Below are 18,412 nucleotides of genomic sequence, written 5' to 3'. Positions count from 1 at the left end.
CTAAACATGTCATCACAAACAAAGATTGCTTCGGTATTTCAAGATCACATGGTGTTGCAACGGAATACCAAAGTGAATATTTGGGGAGTTGATAAACCTAATAAATTAATTTCCATTTCCAGTAGTTGGGGAGAAGTCGCTAAGACCAAAACTGATTCTAAAGGAGTTTGGAATACAATCATAAAAACAGGAAAAGCAGGTGGTCCATATACCCTGCTGGTAGAAGGATCTAAGAAAATTCTATTAGAAGATATTCTTTTGGGTGAGGTTTGGCTATGCGGAGGGCAGTCTAATATGGCAATGAAGCTTAAAGGAGGGCCAGGTCAGCATATTGAAGGAAGCAACGAAGCAATATTAAAAAGTACAAATGCTCAATTGCGATTTTTTAATGTTCAAAAAGCAGTGAGCAATATACCTTTAAATGTTTGTGGAGGTCAATGGGATGTTGCTAGCCCTAAAACGGCAGCTGAATTTAGTGCTGTAGCTTATTTTTTCGGAAATATGATTCAAGAATCTTTAGATGTACCGGTAGGATTAATTTCTAGTAATGTTGGAGGAACTCCTTTACAAGCTTGGACTTCAAGAGATGTTTTAGATCGTGAATTTCCAGAGTTTAAAAATGCTTCTTCTCAAAAAGTAAATACTAAATCCCCGGCTGTTTTATTTAATGGAATGATCAATCCTTTAATACCTTTTACCATAAAAGGTTCAATTTGGTATCAAGGAGAAGGAAATAGATGGAATCCGGAACAATATTCAAGATTATTTCCTGCAATGATTAAAAATTGGAGAACTAAATGGAAACAAGGAGATTATCCTTTTTATTTTGTGCAATTAGCCCCCTATGGTCCTGGTGGCAATGGATGGGTCGGAATTCAACAGGCACAACTAAAAACAAGGTCAACAGTTCCAAAAACAGGAATGGCCGTGATTAACGATGTTGGATATAAAACGAGAATTCATCCTCCTAAAAAAAAGGAAGTAGGGGAACGCTTGGCTCTTTTAGCATTATATAACGATTATGGAATTACGGGAATTACTTGCAATGGACCTGTTTACAAATCAAAAATGATAAAAGGAAATAAGGTGACCGTATTTTTTGATGAAACCGCAAACGGACTTACAAGTCTGGGGAAACCTTTGAAAGATTTTGAATTAGCTGGTGTGGACGGTATATTTTATCCGGCAACGGCTAAAATAACTAAGAAGGGGGCTTGCTTAGAAGTGGTTTCAGAGCAAGTGCCAAAACCATTACATGTACGTTATGCTTGGAGTTCTTATGTTGAAGGTTCTTTATTTAATACTGCTGGATTGCCTGCATCCTGTTTTAGCAGTCAATCATGGAAGGATATTTTTACGGGCATCGACTATTAAAATAGTATACGACTTTTATGCAGTGATGGTTGTAAAGACAAAAAACAATCATTTTTTCAACTAGTTTTTTAGAAACATAGAAATTAAAATTTTCAAAGAACTCTTGACGTTTAGAACGTTCAGAGTTTCTTGTTTTTGGGGAGATATATAAATGTTTAGTTTTTGTCTAGGGAAAACTGTGTTGTATAAAGAAAATCTTCTGTTTTTTGAGTGATTTGTTCTAATGCTAATAGATTGAATTAAGTAGTTTTATCCAACTAAACTCTAAACCTATGAAAGTGTCTAAAATTATTCTTTGTTGCTTGATGATTTCATTTATGAATCACTCAATAAATGCAACCACAAAGAATAATCCTCCTAATGTAATCTTGATTTTAACAGACGATCTTGGAATTGGAGATTTAGGATGTATGGGGAATCCTTGGTTAAAGACACCAAATATTGATGCTTTTTACGAAGAGGCAATTAGACTTACAGATTTTCACGTTAGCCCATTATGTACACCAACACGTGCTGCAATAGTTACCGGTAAGTATCCAATTAATAATGGGGCTTGGGCTACCTTTAAAGGAAGAGATATGTTAACTGAAAATACCTTTAACATAGCAGAGGCATTTAAAAGTAATGGGTATAAAACGGGGTTGTTTGGTAAATGGCATCTAGGAGATAATTATCCGTTAAGACCCACAGATATGGGGTTTGATACGGCCGTACATCATTTGGCCGGTGGTGTAGGTGAATTATCTGATTATTGGGGTAACAGTTATTTCAATGATGTGTATTATAGAAATAATAAACCGGAACAGTTTGAAGGATATTGTACAGATGTGTGGTTTAAGGAAACCATAGATTTTATTGAAGAAAATAAAGAAAGCCCGTTTTTTGTTTATTTACCAACAAATGCACCGCATGATCCTCTGATTGTTGATGAAAAATATGCGAAACCTTATAGAGCGTTAGAAGGTGAAAAAATTATTAGTGCCAATCTGTATGGAATGATTGCGAACATTGATGAGAATTTTGGAAAGTTTTATCAATACTTGGTGGATAAAAAATTGTTAGATAATACCATCTTGATATTCATGAGTGATAACGGAACTAGGTTCGGTTACAGTAATGATGGTACTTTAGGATATAATAAAGGGTATAAAGGAATTAAAGGAAGCAAACAAGAAGGTGGACATCGTGTTCCTTTTTTTATACGTTGGCCTGGGGGAGGCATTTCTGGAGGTAAAGATGTAGAGACATTGACTGCACATGTTGATTTGATTCCAACCTTAGCTAATTTATGCGATTTAGAAGTTCCAAGTAAGGTCTCGTTTGACGGTATAGATTTTTCGAATGTATTAACAAACCAAAAGGATAAAAATGCATCAAGAATTGCTTATGTTCATCACCGTCAGGATTGGCGACAGCCCAAGGATGTTGATCAGACATGTATCATGAAAAACGAATGGAGATTGATAAATGGAGAAAAGTTATACAATATTGAAAAGGACCCGAAACAAACTAATAACCTAGCGGACAATTATCCTGAACTGATGGATGAGATGTTGACAGAAAATGCCCGTTTTCTTAAAAAAACGAAACAGAATTCTGAGTACAGCGAATTACCAACTCAAGTAATAGGCAATGACCAACAAGCGCAAATTAAATTAACAATTCAGCATGCAATTGGTGAAGATGGAGGAATTTGGAAATGTGAGCAAGTGGCGGCAGGAGTTAAAAATAAGAACAATACTCATGCATTAAGGATAGAAAGAGAAGGTTTGTATGAGATTCAGTTAAGAAGATGGCCTCTAGAATGTAGGGGGGCAATTTGGGGGATTCCAAACGTGAATCCAAAAGGCTTGTTTAAATATGAAACAATACAGCCAGAAAAGGCAATCCTTAAGGTGCAGAATCAAATACATGAAAAGAAGATTCACAATACTGATGAAGCAGTCACTTTTAAAGTGCGCTTGTCAATAGGAAAAACATTTCTTGTGAATGATTTTATTGAAGGAAAAAGTAAGTATGGTGTTTACTATACATATGTCAAATATTTAGGAAAAAAGTAATTAATTAAAATAAAAAAAATGAGAATTAAATTATGCTTGTCGTTATTGTGCTTCACAATTTTCACGTTACAGGTTTCGAAAGGTCAAGAAAGAGAAAGTGATTTTAACTTTGATTGGAAGTTTAATCTGGTAGAAGAAACAAAACTACCTACAGAGCTACCGTTAAATGATGAAAAATGGAGAGCTATAAGACTCCCTCATGACTGGAGTGTAGAGGCTTCTTTTAGTGAAAAACTTGAAGGGTGTACAGGGTATTTACCCGGAGGAGTTGGTTTGTACCAAAAACATTTTAAAACTCCTGGAGATGTAAAAAAACAATCGTTTTATGTTTTATTTGATGGTGTTTATAACAATGCTACTTTTTGGTTGAATGGAAAGTTGTTAGGAGAGAATCCTTATGGTTATTCTCCTTCTTATTTTGAGTTGACTAAATATTTAAAGACAGACGGATCCGACAATGTTTTAACGGTACATGTAGATCATTCTAGATACGCTGACAGCCGTTGGTACTCTGGAAGTGGTATTTATAGAAATGTAAAATTAGTTTCTGTAGATAAATTGCATATCCCAATATGGGGAGGTTTTGTAACAACACCTGTTGTGAACCAAAATAGAGCGGAGGTTCATATTGCTTTAGAAGTTGAAAATCAAAATAAGGCATCCAAGTCTTTTGTGCTAAAAACTAAAATACTGAACCCTGAAGGGAAAGTTGTAGGTGTAGTTTCAAAAAAACAACGGGTAAGAGGAAGAAATAAGTCTGAGTTTAGTCAAGTAATAAATATTGAAAGTCCTCAGTTGTGGAATACAGTTTCTCCTCATTTATATAAAGCGGAAACGTCAATATTATTGAATGGAGAAGAGGTTGATACGTTTACCACTACTTTTGGGATTAGAAAATTTATCCATGATAAGGAAAAAGGGTTAACCTTAAATGGTGAGAATATTTTTGTGAAAGGAGTTTGTATTCATCATGATGGTGGATTGGTTGGAGCAGCTGTTCCAAAGGGAGTGTGGAGAAGACGTTTAGAAAAATTGCAAGCGGCTGGTGTCAATGCGATTAGGACTTCTCATAATCCTTTTTCTCAAGAGTTTTTAGATTTATGTGATGAAATGGGAATGTTAGTCCAAGCTGAAATTTTTGACGAATTTGATAATCCAAAGGATAAACGTTGGAATATGATTGAAAGAGAAAGTGATTATATTACAACAGGTTACACGGAGCATTTTCAGAAATGGGGAGAAAGTGATTTGAAAAGAGCTATGTTGAGGGACAGAAACCACGCTGCAATTTTTGAGTGGAGTATAGGAAATGAAATAGAATGGACTTATAAAGATTACAAATATGTTAGTGGTTTATGGGATCCAGGTACTGGTGGTTATTGGAATAGAATACCTCAATTGACAGCCAAAGAAATGAAGGATAGATATAATGCGCTACCTGACAGGAAATATAAATTGGCTGAGACAGCAAAACGTTTGTCTACTTGGGCAAAAGAAGTAGATACTACAAGACCGATTACAGCGAATTTAATTATACCTGTGGCTAGTTTAGCAAGTGGGTATGCAGCAGCATTAGATATTGTTGGATTTAGTTATCAAATAAACCAATACGACTGGAGTAAGAAAAATTATCCAGAAATGCATTTTACAGGAAATGAAAATTCAGGTACTTGGGAAGAATGGAATTCAATTATTGAGGATCCAATGGTTTACAGTATGTATATGTGGACAGGTATAGATTATATGGGAGAAGCTCATGAAAAATGGCCACAAAAAGGTTGGGATGGCGATATCCTTGATTTTGCAGGCTTTGAAAAAATAGGTTGGGATCATTTTAAAAGTATTTGGGTTGATGAACCACATGTTGCCATCGGAACCTATACATTGACGGATTCTACATTTTATGATGAGTTAAGTGGAAAATTAAATATTCCAACAAAAAAATTAAAGTGGAATAACCATAAAGCTCAGAAAAAATGGAATTATAAAGAAGGAGAACTTGTGGTGGTTGAAGTTCCTTGTAATATGCCAAAAGCAGAGTTGTTTTTAAATGGAAAATCTTTAGGATTTAGGTCATTAAGCGGAAGTCCCGATAGAATTTTACGTTGGGTAGTGCCTTTTCAACCAGGTGTATTGTCTGTGAAAGCTGTAAACAATGGTGAAGGGGTTTCTTCTACTTTAAAAACAACATCTAAACCCGTTAGAATTAAACTAACTATCGATCATACAACCTTGAAAAGTGATGGGTATGATGTTGCTCACGTTGTAGCGCAATTAATTGATAAAGACGGTAATGAGGTATCTGCAGAAGAAGCTAAAATTACTTTTACCGTAGATGGGAAATTGACCACGTTAGGAGTAGATAATGGTTCTGTGAAAAATATCCAGGATTTTAAATCTAAATCTTTGGAGACTTCCAACGGGAAAGCTTTATTGTTAGTTCAGTCTAAACGAAATGTTAGTGGGGTTAATTTAATATCTGCGAAGGCAGATGGTTTGAAAAGTAACACCGTGTTAATAGAAGTAAAATAGACACTCAAAATTGTCCTAAACTAAAGCATCTTTTAATTTTAAAAGATGCTTTTTTTGTGCAATAGTATATCTTTGGGTAGTTTGAATTCTGTAATAATGAAATGAAAAGAAGAATAATTCCTGTGCTGGAGTGTTTAGGGAAATAGTATTTAACGTTAAAAAAAATGGAGTGCGAGTATTCCTGAAAGTTCTTTTGAACGATATAAACTAAGCACCTTTAAAAGCTGATAAAAAACAACATTGACTATAGTTAAAATTACCTCACTGTATATATCTTAACTATATAGTGGTTTCGTTTTTTTTTCTTTTAACAAAACATTTGTTAGGGCCTATCAAACATATGAAATAATAAATCTAGAAATTTAAGCTCATCTTTGTAGGTAACGAAAATAAATTTTTATGAATTTGAAATGTACGTTTAAAATATTTTTGCTGATTCCTTTTTTTACATTTTCTCAAGAGGTGCTTTTCTTTAGTGGCTTTGAAAATAATTTATTAGAAGATTGGCAAGAATTCAATGCAAGTCTTCCGATTTATGAAATCAATACGGTTTCGAAACATACTGATTTGTATGGGTTTCAAATGAAGTTTAATGGAGCTGATCAGAAAGGTAACCTTACAACAAAGCCTGTTATTACTTGGGAGCAAGGTGAAGTCTATAAAATTTCGTTTAAGTATAAAGCGATATCTCCTAGTGATAATAATGAGTCGAATATAAAAATATTTAGTTCTGATGGTACAAAAATAGGACATATAAATTTTTCATTGACTAATTCTGATTGGTCGGATTATAGTACTGAATTTTCCCCTACTGTCAGCGATTCAAATGGTTACGTTTTGTTTTCATTAAGACCAAATGACAATGTTTCTAGTGGTGGCGAATATTATTTTGATGATTTTAAAATAGAAAAGGTAATACCAGGTTTTTTTGATAAAATAAAAACGACTGATTTAGAATCAGATGAAACAGTTCAATGGGTTCAGTTTGGACCTGGTATGAGTGGTAATAACCGTTGTTTTTATACACATCCAACAGATCCGGATATACATTTTACAAGTCCAAATATGGGGAATTCTTATCGATCTACTGATAGAGGATTTACTTATGAAACTATAATGAATGAAGATGCAAGGTCCTTTAGTTCAGGTTATAGAGGTCCGTTAGAAATGTATTCTTTGGACTTTTCTAGACAAGATGCGGATTATGGAATCTCTACAGGAAAAGCAAAAGGAGATATATATCGATCCACTGATAGAGGGAAAACTTGGGAGTTGATAGAAACAGCACAGACTGCCGTAGGCGCTAATTATTTATCTGTAGCAGCAGTAGATCCAACAGATGATAATATTTGGTATTTAGGAGCAGGTAGAATGAGAGATTATGGTCGTATTTTATATCCAGAATCGGACCCTAAAGGAACACATGTTGACCCTAATGCAAATGGAAGACTTTGGAAAAGTATTGATAAAGGAGAAACTTGGACATTATCGAATACAGGGATAGATACACAGGCAGAATTTGAAACTATTTTGGTAGATCCCGTAGATAATTCTATTGTATATGCAGGTTCAAATTATGGGTTTTATAAAAGTACCGATGCTGGCGCAACTTGGACTTTAAAATCTGATGGTATAGATCATGATATGATTAGGTCAATGTCGATGCATCATGATAAAAATACGGACCAAATTACTATTTACGCCTTAAGTAATGTTACTTGGAAAGAAAAAAGCACTGCTTCTGGGCTTTCAGTAGAAAATGATCAAGGTGGAATTTTTAAAAGTACAGATAGGGGGGAGACCTGGTCAAATGTGACTAGCAATTTACCTATTGATCTTAATGTGTTTAGTGGAAATGCAGATGTTGTTAAAGATTATTATCAATCTATAGCTCACTATTTTGGATTAGAATCATGGGAAGTAGCACAAACCACCTATCCTGTATTACCTACAAGTATCACCACAAGGTATAATATGATTACAGTGGATCCGAATGATGTAAACAATGTATATCTAATAAATGATTACTCTAATGCATCGGAAAACAATTTTAGACCAGGACAGATATGGAGAACTTCAAATGGCGGAACGGATTGGTTTGTAACTTTTAGAAATGGAAAAAAATGGAGTAATGGAGATGATGATCATTATTGGGTAGATATCAGAAACAACCCAATGTCTTCTAATGTAACTTTTAAATACAAAAGTGATTGGTTTGAACGTGATAATTACGAAAGGAAAGGATGTAATTTTGCTAGGTTCAATGCAGATGGAACGGTGTTATACACGCAATTGGCAAAAATTGGTTTTGTATCATATGATAAAGGAGATACCTGGTTGGATATTGATGATGAAGAGGCAAAAGAATCAGAATTTGATTTAGAGGGATGGGTTGGAGCCGGAAATAGTAATGTTCCCGGGCATGGCTTTTATCAATCTGAATTATGGCCTAATAGAGTGTTTTGTCCTTCCGGAGAAAATAGTTTATGGATTACAAATGAAGAAGGTCCAACAGTTAGAAGTAACGCCCAAGGAGGCTCTGTGATGCAGTTGGTCTTTAATAGTAGTGGCGTAAAACAAGAACATTCAGTAAGTTCCGTTGCGGTGCATCCTACAGAAAAAAATACTTGGTTTGCTACATTTTTCAGACAATCAGGAAGAGGTAAAATTTATAAAACGACAGATGCTGGTGCAAATTGGGCCCCGATAGGAACTCCTATTCCTGAGCCTTGGGCTCCCGCACCTCCGGGAAGTGGTGATCAAGCAGTGCATCAAATTGGATTAATGATAGATAAAAATAATCCGGATTATATGTACTTCTGTGTTCCTAAGTCTAGTTTGAAGCTAGAGTGGGTTGGTGATAGTTCTCAAAGCTGGGGAGTTCATCGGTCTTCTGATGGAGGAGTAACATGGTCTGAAGTTAATACAGGTTTGCCTGCATCAAGAGATGTTGCGAGAATAGCTTTTGATCCTAATGATACCAATATTCTGTACGCGGCTGTTATAAATGATGATGGAGGTTTGTATAAAAGTTTAGACAGAGGGGATTCATGGCAAGAAGTAGCAAGTACGAATTCTTTGAGAGCTGGATCTGGAGTTAACGATATTCATTTTGCTTCTGACGGGAAGGCATATATTACCACTGGTTTTAAGAATGAGGATACGGGTGGAATGTTTGTAAGTGATGACGATATGGAAACTTGGGTGAAAAAATTTGATTATCCTTGGGTTAATAGAATTGAAGTAGCAAAATACAATCCGAATATTATCTTATTATCTACCTTACCAAACTCTAAGGTTGATTTAAGAAATGGAGGTGCTTATGTATCTAAAGATGGAGGGGATACATGGAGAAAAATAAATAAAGGCAATGGTCAAGCTGACAGAATTAATGATATTGCTATAGATTTTAATGTGCCTGGAAAATTTTATACCTCCACAAGAGGAAGTGGTTGGTATACAGCAAAGGATCCATCCATTACAGAAGACGATGTTCTTAGTGTAGTAACAGTTGGAGCAACCTGTTTTGGAGAAAAAAATGGCTCTGTTAATGTTGTAAGTAAGCAGTCAAAGAGCTATAGTGCAACGATTATAGGATCAGGTATAAATGAGACGGTTGAGTTTTCTGGGAATGTGATTTTTGAAAATTTAGGTAAAGGAGATTATCAATTGACTATAGTTGAACCTGGGAATGACGCAACAACAAAACAATATGACTTAGTGATAAGAGAGCCTGAAGAATTGCAAGTTGCTTCAAAGGTGGATGAAAATTCGAAAAAAATAGAACTACATCTGGAAGGTGGTAGTTTGTATTCAGTTACTTTAAATGATGAGAAATTTGTAACCCAAAAAGATGATATTCGACTTCAATTGAAACAGGGGATTAATACATTAGAAGTTAAAACTAATAAGGACTGTCAAGGGGTATATTCAGAAGATGTTGTTTTGAAACATTCCGTTTTTGCTTATCCAAATCCTGTACAAAATGTTTTATATGTTAGTAATTTAGAGGGTAGTTCTAGTATCGAGGTCGTATCTGTTCAAGGTAAAGTTATGTTATCTGTTGCCGAAGTAACAGATTCAGGAATCAATGTAGCTCATCTTAGTCCAGGAGTCTATTTTTATAAAATCAGTAGTGATAATGCAGTGATATCAGGAACGTTTGTAAAAGACTAATTGCTCAATTATAAAGAGCAATTTATTTTTTTAGGATGGTTTTTACCTGTAAAGACATCCTTTTTATTCCTTGATACAATTTGATTTTGTGATTTAAGTTGTTTTGTACGATAAAACAATAAAATTTAAATTATGATTACAAAATTACTTAAAATGAGTCTTGCGACTCTAATGATTACAGGAATGGGCTTAAATGCACAGGTTTCAAACTTCAGTTTCGATGATTTTAGTTTCGATGTTGCTGGTTCAACACCTGGAGATGGACCTGCTGAGGCATGGACACAAACAGCAGGTTTGGTTACAACGGATGAAGTTTACAGTAGTGCTCCACACAGTATGAAATTACCTGTAGAAGGAAATGAAACGGCTGGAGCGAAGCTTCAGACGTGGAGAGATGGATCTACTGGGAAATTTGATATGATGGCAGCAAATTATACCCTATCATTGAAAGCTAGGGTAACTGGAGCTTATCCTTCAAATTTAGTGGTGACCTACACAAATACCGGAGGAGACCCAACTGAAACAGTACCATTAAGTTTTAGTTTAACAAGTTTAACTGAAGATATTTGGGAACCATTAATTCTTCCGTTCACAGCATCTATAGCAGGTACCGATTGTTGGTTTTCATTAAAATTTAATGGTTTTCCAGCTAATGCAGATCCGGAAGATACTTCTGATGATGGTGCAGTATATATTGATGATATTGTAGTAACGTTTGCGTCAGTATTATCTAGTGAAATTTCAAATCCACTAGATGGAGTTAGTATTTATCCTAATCCCGTAGCGAAAAATGAGTTTTTAAATATTGAATGTCCGAAAAGTAGTGTAGTTAAGTTGGCCAATATTTCGGGAGTTATTGTTGAGAGTATCAAGACAACTTCATCAAATACATCCCTAAATGTTTCAGGTTTAAATTCTGGAATTTATATTGTAAAAGTGATTTCTGAAGGGAAAACTTTTGTTACAAAAGTAGTGATTCAGTAGTTATTAAGTTCAATTATTTAAAAAGGCTTCATGGAAACATGAGGCCTTTTTCTTTTCTATAAAAGACGGTTTTGGATGTATGCATACATAAATTAAACGCTTAAAGACATGAAAAGTATGTTGTCAGGGTATTTTTGATATGAATACTGAATCAATCTCTCTAAAAGGGGAGTTAAATATGAATGAATGAAGAAAATTATTTTAACAGGGTTACTTTTAATAAAGAGTGTTACTTCCTTTGCGCAAATGATCAATGTAGCGGACCATGGAATTAAACCAGGAAAGGATGTAACTTTTGAGGTAAACCAATTGATAGATAGTTTAAAAGGTAAGGAGGGAATCACATTGTTTTTTCCAAAAGGACAATATGAGTTTTATCCTGAAAACGCCATAGAACAGTATAGAGCTGTAACGAATCATGACAATAGTTTGAAAAGATTGGCTTTTCCTCTATTTAATTTTACCAATTTTACTTTAGATGGAAATGGATCTACATTTATGTTTCATGGGAAAATTTGCCCCATAACGGTAGAGGGTTGTACCAATACAGTTCTTAAAAATTTTACGATTGATTGGGAACATTCTTTTGTAAATGAATTAATCGTACTAGAAAATAATACCAATGAGAATTCATTCATTGCAGAAGTAAATAAAGGGCAATTTGAGTTTGATGTAAAAGAGAATCAAATTCTTTTCCATCATTATGACTGGTGGGATATAATTGGTCAAAATATTGCCTATGATGGAGAGAAAAAGGCGGCCATGTGGCATACTAAGGATTATTTTTTAAAATATAATTCCAAAACGAAAGTTTCAAAACTAACCAATAAGACAGTTAAGTTTACAAATATTACTAAGAAAACTCCACCCGTAGGAACTGTTTTTGCTACCTATGGACCTAGTCCAGGCGGGAATAGATTTGCCCAAGCGATTCATTTATCTAGTTCTAAAGATAATTTTATAAACAATGTTACTGTCTATGCTGCAGGTGGAATGGGTTTGATTGCAGAAAGATGTGAAAACATTAGCTTGGATACCTTTAAAGTGACTCCAAGATCTGATAGACATATGTCTACGAGAGCAGATGCAACTCATTTTCTAGGTTGTAAGGGATTGATAAAGATTGAAAATTGTTTGTTAGAGAAAATGATGGATGATGGGATCAATGTGCATGGAGCATATATAAAAGTAGTTGAATACCAAGGGGAGAATACTTTTTTATGTGAAATTAGCCATAAACAGCAATGGGGACTCGTTTTTGCGGAGCCAGGAGATAAAATTATGCTAACATCACGAGAAACGGTTTTGCCAATTCAAGAAATGACCGTTACAAAAACTAAAATTTTAAATGACAAACGTGTTTTGATTACTGTTGCTGAGTTACCTAGTAAAACCAAAGGACTTCTTTCTTTTGAAAATATTACCTGGAATCCGGATTTATATGTCAATAATAATATAATTCGTAAGAATCGTGCAAGGTCCGCTTTGATTACTACAAAGGGGAATGTGTTGGTTGAGAATAATTATTTTTCATCTCAGATGCATGGCATTTTAATAGAAGGAGATAATAAATCTTGGTATGAATCGGGAGGTGTAAGGAATGTTGTAATTAAGAATAATGTATTTGAAAATATAGGCTATGGAAATGGTGAGTCTTACCCATTATTTGCTTCTCCCATGTTGACTACGGAACAATACTTAGGAGATGAAAAATATCATTTTAATATAACTTTTTCTAACAATATAATTAAAAGTTTTAATGGTCATTTGGTGTATGCGAAATCTGTCAAAGGTTTGAAAATAGAAGGGAATTCTATTGAATTATCAACATATTATCCAGTTGGAAGTGAATTGCCTGCATTTGACTTTAATTATTGTGAAGAAACGGTGCTATCGAAAAATAAATTTAAGGGTTTTAAATGGCCTATATCCATTAAGAAAATCGATAGTGATCTTAATTTTAAGCTAAGTAAGAATAAAGGGATTTCTAAATAAATTATAAACAGAGAAATGAATAGATATAGTTTAATACTAGTGGCTTGTTTGTTTTTATCCTTGTCTAAAATTCAAGGACAGCATCAACCTAAAACAAATGTAATTTGGATCATTACAGACGAGCATAATTTTAGAACACTTGGTTGTTATAGAGACCAGTTGACTTCGGATCAGGCTTTTGTTTGGGGAAAAGAAGCCGTTGTTGAAACTCCTAACATAGATTCATTGGCGGAGTATGGAACTATTTTTAATAGGATGTATTGCAGTGCAGCAGTCTGTACAGCTTCAAGAGCATCTATGTTTACCGGAATGTACCCAATGACTTTAGGGATTCCCAACAATTCTAATAAAAAAGGGGATGGAAAATACCTAAAACCTGAAGTAGTAACTATTGCAGATGTTTTATCAAATGCGGGATATGTAACTGGATATGCTGGAAAATGGCATTTGGCTGAAAGCAATGGTATCAATGGAAATAAAGATAAAGATGAATGGTGGTCTCCTTATCCTGTTGGACATCCTGAAGATACTTATGGTTTTCGGGATAAACGTTACATGTTTAATGGAGGGCATGATAAATATAAAGGGATTGATTCTGAAGGGAATCCTTACAGAGCAGCTAAAAAACCAAAGTTGATAGGAACCGATGCATATGGTCAACAGTTGTTTGCTGATAAGAGATCGAAAAATGTAAAACATACTACGGATTGGTTGGCAGATAGGGCGATTGAATTTATTGAAGACAATCGAAGTAAGCCTTTTTATTATGTGGTTAGTATACCAGATCCACATACGCCAAATGAAGTACGGGCACCGTATGACACTTTGTTGGATAATGCAGAGGTGAAATTACCTGAAACCTACCATATAGCACAGAAAAATAAAAAACATTTGCAGTCTTGGCAAAAACCTGATGGTAAGTCAGATGACCAAGAAAAAATGAAACATGACATTCGCCAATATTTAGGAATGGTCAAATTGATTGATGATAATATCGGTAGGATTATGCAAAAATTAAAAGAGGAGGGGATCTTTGAAAATACGATTATCATGTTTTCTTCTGATCATGGTGATTTGCTAGGAGAACATGCTAGGTCAAATAAGGGAACGATTCATGAAGCTTCTGCAAAAATACCGTTTGTATTAGCACATGGGCAAAATAATAATAGCCCTTTAATTCCAAGAAAAAATGTAGTGAATTTAGCTGCTAATAATACAGATTGGATGCCTACTTTTTTGAATCTTTTAGGAGTTGAATGTCCACCGGTTGCAGGAAGGGATATAACACCGATCTTACAAGGTAACGCTCCCTCTGATTGGAATGATGTAACTTTTACGAGACTGGGACATTATGCCGCAATAACGCAACGGTATAAACTGCATATAATAGCGAACAAGAAACCATGGTTGTTTGATATAGAAAAAGATCCAAATGAAGTAATAAATTTTGTCGATGATTCAAAATACAAGTCGGTGGTAAAAAAACTTTGCTTGGAGTTGAGGAATTATATGGAATTGTCAGGTGATAAAAACCCTAAAATTGAAAAGGAGATAAAGTCGCTTTTAACAAGGATGTAATTTTTTTTCAGCTGATTATTAGAAACACTTATAGATATTTTTATGAGTGTTTTTTTTATATAAAAAATTAAAAATAGTGGATTTAAATATTTAGAAATTGAATAACTTGCGGAGCAACAAAATAAAGGGAAGCCATTGGGTTTCTGGGGAAATAATGAGTGTTTTGAATATACGATCTAATTTTAAAAAAGAATTTTTTCTTTTGGCAAGTGTTTTTTTATCTGTTATAAATGGTTTCTCTCAGGAATCAAGGCCTGCCGTAGAAGAAGTTTGGTTTCAATATTATAATAATTCTAAAATATCTAATGCATGGGGTGTTTCTTCTGATGCAGGATATCGATTAAAAGAAGGTAGGTTTGTAGATCTTTCGCAATATTTTATTCGTTCAGGAGTTTCCTATACGTTTAATCCAAATTTTAAATTAATTCTTGGAGGGGCTTTTTTTAAAACTCATTTTCATGGAGAAGGAAAAGTAACAGAATTCAGACCGCATCAACAATTAAATTCAAGTCATAAATTAGGGAAAATAGGTTTTGGAAATAGGGTACGTATAGAGCAACGTTTTATAAATATTGCTGCCGATGGTGGTGTTCCTTCGGAAAGCACGTTCAACTTTAGATTTAGGTATAGATTTATGTTCGATTTTCCTTTGCTAAATTTATCTCATTCCAATAAAGAAAGAAAGTTGTCTTTTGTGGTGGGGGATGAAATTTTATTTAGTGCTGGTAAGGGAGACTTTTTTGATTTCTCAGTTCAAAATAGATTTTTGGTCGGACCGGTTGTGAAGTTTAACAAAGAAAATAAATTGTTTGTGTTTTACAACTTTACATCCGTTTCAAAAGATATTCCTGATATTTCCGATGAGTTCGGGATTTTGTGGTTAGGATATAAACAAACGATGGATTTTAGAAAATAACATTATGAAGAAGGTTTTAATTGTTTTGTGGGTAGCATCATTGTATTTAATTTCTTGTGCTAAAGAATATGACAAGGAGATTGTGTTAGAAAAACTTGCCGAAACTACAACTAGCTGGAATGGGGATCAATTACCAAGTTATGGAAAAGGACAGCCAAAGGTAACCGTCTTAAAAATTACGATACCACCTAATACCAAATTAAAATGGCATAAACATCTTGTGATCAATTCTGGAATTCTTTTAGAAGGGGCTCTAAAGGTTGTTGATGAAGAGGGAGAAGAACTTTTTTTAAATAAAGGAGATGTTATTGTAGAATTGGTAAATAAATACCATTACGGGATAAATGAACAAGATGTGCCTGCTCAGATTGTGGTGTTTTATTCTGGTAATGTAGATGTACCGATTACTGTTTTAAAAGATACCAATGAGGATTCTGTACATTAATATGTCAGGCAGTTATTTTTATAATAATGTGTTTTGGGTAATAAACATTCATTCTAATGATAACTTGGGCTAATCAATTTTGGCCTGTTTTGAAAAAATCTTAAAGAATTCCATTGAATTTGATATAGACATTTAGTGTGGTGTATCTTTTTAGGTGGTTTTAGATATTCTGATTGATTAAATATGTGACCTTTTCACTTTTATAAGTCTTGTTTTTTGTTAAGTCATAGTAGAACAGTAGGTTGTGTGCAATTAAAGCACTGGTAAACACACTTGTTTTACCCCAGAGTACAACATATTTACCCCTAAATACCTTTACTTTTTTAATAAATTTCAATTTTACAGTGCTTGAATAGGCAATTTGCTTATTTGATGAACCTATTAATCAACACTGGAATTATGAAAATTAACAAAATCAAATTTTTATTTGGAATTTGTTTCATTGCCGTCTCAACACTTGTTGGGCAAACGAATAATGTAATAAAGTTTTCAACCACTATAAAGGAAGATGCAACACCACATGTTCTTCAAAAGATATTGAGATTAGAATCTCGTGCAAACGTTGAAATTTCATTTGAAAAAGGAACTTATCATTTTTATCCGGATAAAGGTTTAGAATCGTTCGAACATATTTCTAATCATGGAGATTTGATGGTTAGGACGGCATTTCCCTTAAGAGATTTTAAGAATGTGACCGTAGATGGAAATGGAGCAACGTTCATTTTCCATGGAATCATGATTCCTTTCCTTATTGATGGGAGTTCAAACGTAAAAGTTAAAAATATTAGTATTGATTGGGCACAAGCCTTTCATAGTGAAGGTTTGATAATTGGTCACAACGAAGAAGAACATTCTTTTGATATGAAAATATCAGATGAATATCCTTATGAAATTAGAAATGAACAATTAATTTTTGTTAAGGAATATTACGAGCATGGAATCGGACAATCTATTTTATATGATCCTGTAAGAAAAGCTATCGCTTTTGATACCGAATCTTACACAAATATAAGTTTAGGGGCTAAAGTAAAATCAAGTCATAACATTGAAAATATAGAATACAAGTACGAAATTGATCATAGAGCTCCCAACCTTAAAAAAATTGGTACAGAAAATAGATTAAAAGTTGTTCAGTTAGAACCTGGAGTGGTTAGGTTATTTGGACACAAAAAGAAATTGCCACCTGTAGGAATGATTTTAGTGATGAAAGGTCAGCAAGGTTATAATAGAGTTGCTCCTGCTTTTAGAGTTACAAATACTACTGGGTTTGTGGGAGAACATGTTGAAATTCATCATGCAGGAGGTATGGGGATAATAGCAGAAAATTCATCAGATTTATTATTGGATCATTTTAATATTACGCCATCACATGGTAGAATGGTTTCTACTACAGCAGATGCTACGCATTTCGTAGGATGCAGTGGTAAGGTAACCTTGAAAAATTCAACTTTTAACAATCAATTAGATGATGCAACGAATGTACATGGAACCTATCAAAAAGTTGTTGAGATATTAGATGATTATTCTATAGGAGTAAGAATGGGCCATCATCAACAACAAGGTTTTCAAATTGGTAAAAATGGTGAGACCATTGGATTGGTACGATTGACTAATTCGTTTTTTGCTTATGATAGGTTGACTTTAAAGAGTGTAGATAAATTAAATAGTAGGTATCATATTGTTAGATTTAATGAAAAGATACCAGCTGATTTAAAGCCGGGAGATTTGATTGAGAATTTAGATGGCTATCCAGAATTATTGGTAAAAAACTGTGTGATAAGTAATAATAGAGCAAGAGGACTTTTGATTTCAAATCCGGTAAAAACGGTTATTGAAAATAATTTCTTTAGTACAGAAATGGAAGCAATCCTAGTTCCGGTTGAAAGTGGACATTGGTATGAGTCCGGAAATGCCGCAAATGTAATTATTCGTAATAATATATTTCAAGACTGTAATCACTCTGGATATAATAGAGGGGTGATTCGTTTTGTGACGGATGATGATAATCAAAATATAGCCTTTAAGAACATAGAGATTTCAAATAATACTTTCAATCATTTTGATAATTTAATACTAGAAATCGCTAATACTGATGGTCTGTTGTTTACAAAAAATACCATTACCAACTCAGGTACTTTCCCTCAACTATTCTCAGAGAATCCTATAGTAAGATTGAAGTCTTCTAAAAATATAGTTTTCAAAAAAAATAAATACAAAGGGAAAGCCAAGCAGAAAATCTCAAATGATTCAAAATCAGAAAAAGTGAAATTTAAATAATTCTTAACTTAACACGACCATATGAAAAGAAACCAAACTTAAAACGAAACTAATTACCTCTTAAATGAATTTTAT

The 18,412-nt window shown here is 33.9% G+C and carries 10 protein-coding genes; all 10 read left to right on the top strand.

Translation table 11 applies throughout. The annotated features are described in order from the left end of the window. Positions 1–6 precede the first annotated feature (6 nt). The 10 genes from AC2DGP_RS08200 (at position 7) to AC2DGP_RS08155 (ending at position 18,337) form a co-directional block, all read left to right on the top strand. A complete protein-coding gene (locus AC2DGP_RS08200; RefSeq protein WP_484489579.1) occupies positions 7–1,374 on the top strand; it encodes a sialate O-acetylesterase in 1,368 nt (455 codons plus the stop codon). Between the two features lie 272 nt (positions 1,375–1,646). Beyond that, the gene (locus AC2DGP_RS08195) at positions 1,647–3,434 is read left to right on the top strand and encodes an arylsulfatase (protein WP_484489578.1); all 1,788 of its coding nucleotides are present in this window, start codon (positions 1,647–1,649) and stop codon (positions 3,432–3,434) included. A gap of 18 nt (positions 3,435–3,452) precedes the next feature. After that, complete coding sequence (locus AC2DGP_RS08190; RefSeq protein ID WP_484489577.1) at positions 3,453–5,966, top strand: glycoside hydrolase family 2 TIM barrel-domain containing protein; 2,514 nt, start codon at positions 3,453–3,455, stop codon at positions 5,964–5,966. 399 nt (positions 5,967–6,365) lie between these two features. Beyond that, entirely contained in the window at positions 6,366–10,142 is a 3,777-nt protein-coding gene (locus AC2DGP_RS08185; RefSeq protein WP_484489576.1) for a T9SS type A sorting domain-containing protein, read from the top strand. Between the two features lie 132 nt (positions 10,143–10,274). Continuing rightward, a complete protein-coding gene (locus AC2DGP_RS08180; protein ID WP_484489575.1) occupies positions 10,275–11,126 on the top strand; it encodes a T9SS type A sorting domain-containing protein in 852 nt (283 codons plus the stop codon). 186 nt (positions 11,127–11,312) lie between these two features. Then, positions 11,313–13,121 (top strand): alpha-1,3-galactosidase-related protein, encoded by a 1,809-nt coding sequence (locus AC2DGP_RS08175; protein ID WP_484489574.1) that lies wholly within the window; start codon positions 11,313–11,315, stop codon positions 13,119–13,121. Positions 13,122–13,136: 15 nt separating this feature from the next. Continuing rightward, entirely contained in the window at positions 13,137–14,699 is a 1,563-nt protein-coding gene (locus AC2DGP_RS08170; protein ID WP_484489573.1) for a sulfatase-like hydrolase/transferase, read from the top strand. A gap of 202 nt (positions 14,700–14,901) precedes the next feature. Next, the gene (locus tag AC2DGP_RS08165; protein WP_484489572.1) at positions 14,902–15,615 is read left to right on the top strand and encodes a DUF2490 domain-containing protein; all 714 of its coding nucleotides are present in this window, start codon (positions 14,902–14,904) and stop codon (positions 15,613–15,615) included. Between the two features lie 4 nt (positions 15,616–15,619). Continuing rightward, positions 15,620–16,060: a cupin domain-containing protein gene (locus tag AC2DGP_RS08160; RefSeq protein ID WP_484489571.1), complete on the top strand. Its 441-nt coding sequence runs from the start codon at positions 15,620–15,622 to the stop codon at positions 16,058–16,060. A gap of 399 nt (positions 16,061–16,459) precedes the next feature. Then, a complete protein-coding gene (locus AC2DGP_RS08155) occupies positions 16,460–18,337 on the top strand; it encodes a right-handed parallel beta-helix repeat-containing protein (protein ID WP_484489570.1) in 1,878 nt (625 codons plus the stop codon). Positions 18,338–18,412: the final 75 nt, after the last annotated feature.

This window comes from Flavicella sp. IMCC45537 (assembly GCF_057197705.1).
This window is presented reverse-complemented; position numbering and strand designations above follow the sequence as displayed.